Source organism: Streptomyces sp. NRRL F-6676, from assembly GCF_000725625.1.
Classification (GTDB): domain Bacteria; phylum Actinomycetota; class Actinomycetes; order Streptomycetales; family Streptomycetaceae; genus Streptomyces.
Genome location: NZ_JOHS01000110.1, coordinates 1 through 5,449, shown reverse-complemented (window position 1 = coordinate 5,449; position 5,449 = coordinate 1). Strand labels below are relative to the sequence as shown.

Annotated in this window: 4 protein-coding genes; 3 read left to right on the top strand and 1 reads right to left on the bottom strand. The window is 71.3% G+C overall.

Annotated features, from left to right (window positions below; all coding sequences use genetic code 11):
- Nucleotides 1–1,036: 1,036 nt before the first annotated feature.
- Nucleotides 1,037–2,221 (top strand): ADP-forming succinate--CoA ligase subunit beta, encoded by a 1,185-nt coding sequence (gene sucC, locus IO29_RS31175; protein WP_030383510.1) that lies wholly within the window; start codon nucleotides 1,037–1,039, stop codon nucleotides 2,219–2,221.
- 28 nt (nucleotides 2,222–2,249) lie between these two features.
- Entirely contained in the window at nucleotides 2,250–3,134 is an 885-nt protein-coding gene (gene sucD, locus IO29_RS31170; protein WP_030383509.1) for a succinate--CoA ligase subunit alpha, read from the top strand.
- A 196-nt stretch (nucleotides 3,135–3,330) separates the two neighbouring features.
- On the opposite strand, the gene IO29_RS31165 is transcribed toward sucD, so the two are convergent.
- Nucleotides 3,331–4,338: an RNA polymerase sigma factor gene (locus IO29_RS31165; protein ID WP_420705411.1), complete on the bottom strand. Its 1,008-nt coding sequence runs from the start codon at nucleotides 4,336–4,338 to the stop codon at nucleotides 3,331–3,333.
- Between the two features lie 189 nt (nucleotides 4,339–4,527).
- On the opposite strand from IO29_RS31165, the gene IO29_RS31160 reads away from it, so the two are divergent.
- Nucleotides 4,528–5,449 (top strand): cell division protein PerM (locus tag IO29_RS31160; RefSeq protein WP_234316400.1); only part of this gene is annotated, 922 nt, incomplete at its 3' end.

Here is a 5,449-nt window from a genome sequence, read left to right as displayed (position 1 = left end):
CCTCGGAGAAGCCGCAGACAGCCCAGAACCTGACGAAGCACTACTAGGGCCTGTCGTTTGGATCAGCCCGCAGACGCGGGGTCTGGTGCGCACATCTGCGGCGTTGTCGTCGGTCGCCGATTCCCCCAAGCTCTCAACTTCGTTCGAGCAGGGGGACCCCCACCGCATCGACTCCCTCCTCCGCCTTGCGACTGCACGCACCGGACCCCGCTCACCGGCGGTGAGTCGGCACCGTCGGCCCCCTGCGACCTGATCCGAACGACAGGCCCAGGACCGCGCAGCGGCCGTCCGGCCCCCCCCGGCCGTGTGCCCGCGTTACCGCGTGCGCGCCTGCCCCCGCCTCTTCCGCCGGCGGTGGCCGACGCGTCCGGTGTCCGGCGCCCGCTCCCCTCACGACGTGCAACCGGCGGGACGGGACATGACGTCCCGTCCGAACACGGCAGCGACTCCCGGCACCTCACGTACTCCCGGCACCTCACGTACTGCCGGCCGTCACACACGCCTCACACGTCCGACGGATCTGACAGGTCTGACCGCCGTCACGCCGGACAACAGAGAACCGCGGCGTCCTCGCGCCGCCCCACCGCTCCACAGGGAACCGTCGCCGGACGGCCGAAAGCCGTCGGAACCGTTCGGCCGGGCCCTGCGGACGGGGCGGGCCCCCTTGGGGAAGGGGGTCCCGCCCCGCGCACCTCGCGGGAGCACCGATGTCCCGCGCGGTGCTGAACAGGGCCTCACCGGGCCAACCCCAGCCCGGTGAGGCCTCCCCCTCCGGACACCGCCGCCCCTCCCCGCAGCCCCTCCCGCGCGGCACGCCGTGCCAGTAAGCTAGGCATCATGTGACAGGTATCACCGCTCAGGTGTGATCTGCGATTTAGAGCCCCACCCCCGGCGGCGATAACCTGCGAGACGGACATGCCGCGCGCTCGGACACCGTGTGCGCCTTCCTTGTGACTCACAGCGGACGTCACGTTGCCCTTCGCGGCACGCCCACGCATCCAACGAACCGCGAGATCACTGATAGGGACGGAAGCGCGTGGACCTGTTCGAGTACCAGGCGAGGGACCTCTTCGCCAAGCACGATGTACCGGTGCTGGCCGGTGAAGTCATCGACACGCCTGAGGCGGCGCGCGAGATCACCGAGCGTCTGGGCGGCAAGTCCGTCGTCAAGGCGCAGGTGAAGGTCGGTGGTCGTGGCAAGGCCGGTGGTGTCAAGCTGGCCGCGTCCGCGGACGAGGCCGTCGCCCGGGCGACGGACATCCTCGGGATGGACATCAAGGGCCACACGGTCCACAAGGTGATGATCGCCGAGACGGCCCCGGAGATCCTTGAGGAGTACTACGTCTCCTTCCTCCTCGACCGTGCCAACCGCACCTTCCTCTCCATCGCCTCGGTCGAGGGCGGCATGGAGATCGAGGAGGTGGCCGCCACCCGTCCGGAGGCCGTCGCCAAGACCCCGATCGACGCGATCGACGGCGTGACGCCGGAGAAGGCGCGCGAGATCGTCGAGGCCGCCAAGTTCCCGGCCGAGGTCGCCGACCAGGTCGCGAACGTGCTGGTCAAGCTGTGGGACACCTTCATCAAGGAGGACGCCCTCCTGGTCGAGGTCAACCCGCTGGCCAAGGTCGCCTCCGGTGACGTCATCGCCCTCGACGGCAAGGTCTCCCTGGACGACAACGCCGAGTTCCGGCACCCGGACTTCGAGGAGCTCCACGACAAGGCCGCGGCCAACCCGCTCGAGGCCGCCGCCAAGGAGAAGAACCTCAACTACGTCAAGCTCGACGGCGAGGTCGGCATCATCGGCAACGGCGCGGGTCTCGTCATGAGCACCCTGGACGTCGTCGCGTACGCCGGTGAGAAGCACGGCAACGTCAAGCCCGCCAACTTCCTGGACATCGGTGGCGGCGCCTCCGCCCAGGTCATGGCGAACGGCCTGGAGATCATCCTCGGCGACCCGGACGTCCGCTCCGTGTTCGTCAACGTCTTCGGTGGCATCACCGCCTGTGACGAGGTCGCCAACGGCATCGTCCAGGCGCTGAAGCTCCTGGAGGACCGCGGCGAGAAGGTCGAGAAGCCGCTCGTCGTCCGGCTCGACGGCAACAACGCCGAGCTGGGCCGCAAGATCCTCACCGACGCCGACCACCCGCTGGTCCAGCGCGTCGACACCATGGACGGCGCGGCCGACAAGGCCGCCGAGCTGGCTCACGCCGCCGCCAAGTAAGCACTCAGGACGAGGACACCAACACACCATGGCTATCTGGCTCAACAAGGACAGCAAGGTCATCGTCCAGGGCATGACCGGCGCCACCGGCATGAAGCACACCAAGCTCATGCTGGGTGACGGCACCGAGGTCGTGGGCGGCGTGAACCCGCGCAAGGCGGGGCAGACCGTGGACTTCGACGGCACCGAGGTACCGGTCTTCGGCACCGTCAAGGAGGCCATCGAGAAGACCGGCGCCAACGTCTCCGTCATCTTCGTGCCGGAGAAGTTCACCAAGGACGCCGTCGTCGAGGCCATCGACGCCGAGATCCCGCTGGCCGTCGTGATCACCGAGGGCATCGCCGTGCACGACTCGGCGTCGTTCTGGGCGTACGCCGGCAAGAAGGGCAACAAGACCCGGATCATCGGCCCGAACTGCCCCGGCATCATCACCCCGGGCCAGTCCAACGTCGGCATCATCCCGGGCGACATCACCAAGCCGGGCCGCATCGGCCTGGTGTCGAAGTCCGGCACGCTGACGTACCAGATGATGTACGAGCTGCGGGACATCGGCTTCTCGACGGCCGTCGGCATCGGTGGCGACCCGATCATCGGCACCACGCACATCGACGCGCTTGCCGCGTTCGAGGCCGACCCCGAGACCGACCTGATCGTGATGATCGGCGAGATCGGTGGCGACGCCGAGGAGCGTGCGGCCGAGTACATCTCGAAGAACGTGACCAAGCCGGTCGTCGGCTACGTCGCGGGCTTCACCGCGCCCGAGGGCAAGACGATGGGGCACGCGGGTGCGATCGTGTCCGGTTCGTCCGGGACCGCGCAGGCGAAGAAGGAGGCCCTGGAGGCCGCCGGGGTGAAGGTCGGCAAGACGCCGACCGAGACGGCGAAGCTCGCGCGGGAGATCCTCGCGGGCTGACGCGCCTTCGGGGGGGGGCCTTTTGGCGGCGGGGGGGGGGGAGGGGGGGGGGGGGGGGGGGGGGGGGGGGGGGTGCGCGGGGGTTTTTTCGCCCCCGCCGCCCCTACCCTTCCCGTCCCCGGGGGCTGTGCCCCCGGACCCCCCTACGGAGCTTCGCTCCGTTGCGCAGTTCCCCGCGCCCCTTTTGGGGTTGGCGTCAGTCCGTCAATGGGGTGAGGCGCTGGGGGCCGTGGGGGAGGTGTGATTGCAGGTTCTTGCGTAGTTCGCGGGCTTTTTCCGACAGGGGGCCCTGGACCGTATGCGGGGGGAGGCCGTGGATGGCCTGGCCCCGGGGGACCGGGCGTTCGTAGTGGTCGGGGGCGTGTTGGAGGGTGAGCGCCGTCGTGCCGGTCAGGGCGGTGACCAGTACCGCCGCCGTCCGCACCCACTGGCGGTCGCGTCGTTCGCCCGTCGAGCGGATCGTCGGCGGGAGCGCGGGGGTCAGGGTCTCCGCCGCCGCCAGTTCGGTCAGGCGCCGGTGGAGGTCCGACGGTGCCGTCAGATCCGGCAGCCGCGCGGTCACCGCCTCGCGGGCGTGGCGCAGGCGGTTCGCCGTGGCGGACGTGGTCGCCTCCGTCTCGGCCGCGATCTCCCGTACGCCCAGCCCGACGCCGTCGTGCAGCAGGAGCGTGCGCCGGTACGGCGGCGGCAGGCGGAGCAGGGCGTCGAGGAGTGCGCGGCCGGCAGGGTCGCCGGGCAGCGCCTCCGGTTGCCGGTGGCGTCGGCGGAACCGGTGCCAGGGGGAGAGCGCGTACTCGTGCGTGGCCGCGCGCACCCATCCGCCGGGGTCGCGGTCGCGTGCCACCTCGGGCCAGCGCTGCCAGGCCAGCTCGAACGCCCGCTCCACCGATTCCCGGGCCAGCGCCCGACGCCCGGTGAGCAGATAGGCCTGCCGTACGAGGACGGGGGCGCAGAAGCCGTGCAGCGCGTCGAAGGCCTGGGTGGGTGTGAGCCGGCCTTGTGCGACGTGACCGCGCGTGAGCTGACCGCGCGTGAGCTGACCTCCCGTGACCTGTGCTCGCATGAGCTGGCTGTGCGTCACCGGACACCCTTTCGTACGAAAAATGACATAAACGTATTTTGAGCGACACTGCCGAGTCTTGCCCGTTACGACGGAAAAGTGGGTGTCGTTGGGAGCATGGCCGTCGTGCTCCCATGGATCGATCGTCGTTCTTCCGGTTCTTCCGGCTCTTCCAGTTCCTCCGCTTCTACTGCGTCCGCTTCTGCTGCGTCCGCTGGTTCGGCGTCCGCTGGTTCGGCTCCCGTGGGGTCCGGCTCGGCGTCCCCCGGTTCCGGGGCGGATGCGGCGGCGCCCTCGCTGACCACGCGGTCGCTCACCCGGTTGCTCGCGTGGCTGCTCACCCGGTTGCTGCTCCGGCTCCGCGGGCGGTTGCGCAGCCGGGTGCGGGACCGGTCGCCCGGGCTCGGGGCCGGGCTGCTCGGCGGTGCGATCGCGGCCGGGCTCGGGCTCGGCGCGTTCGCCGTACTGGTGTTGGCGCTGTGGGTCACCTCCCCGTACCCGGACGGGGGGCCGGACGGCGCGCTGCATCTGGCCGCCTCCCTCTGGCTGCTGGGGCACGGGGTCGAACTGCTGCGCGCCGACACGTTGAGCGGGGCGGCCGCGCCGGTCGGGGTCACTCCGCTGCTGTTGCCCGCGTTGCCGGTGTGGTTGCTGTACCGGGCGGGGCGAGATGCGGTCGACGCGTCCCGGGAGGGGGCGGGCGGGCGCCGGGGGGCGGGGTCCTTCGCATCGCCGGTCGCGTCGTCCGTCGTGTCGTCCGTCGCGCCGCGCACGGTGTGGGCCGGAGTTGTCGTCGGCTATCTCGTGGTCGGTGCCGCGGCGGCGGTGTACGCCTCCGGGGGTGAACTGCGGCCCTCCGCGGTCTGGACCGCCTGTTGCCTGCCCCTGCTCACCGGGCTCGCGGCGGGGTGGGGTGTGTGGGCGGCGTACGGGGCGCCGCGGGGGGCGTTGCCGTGGTGGGTACGGGTGGCCCTGCGCGCCGCGCTGCGGGGCGTCGCGGTACTGGTGGGGGGTGGGGCGCTGCTCGTCGTCGGCTCGTTGGCCTGGCACGGCGGGGCCGTACGGGACTCCCTGGTGCAGCTCACGCCGGGGTGGTGGGGGCGGCTCACGGTGGTGCTGCTCGGGGTGATGCTGCTGCCGAACGCGGCGGTGTGGGGGGCCGCGTACGGGGTGGGGCCGGGGTTCGTGGTGGGGGTGGGGCAGGCGGTGGGGCCCTGGGCGTCCGGTGGGGCGGAAGCCGGTGCGGGTGCGGGGG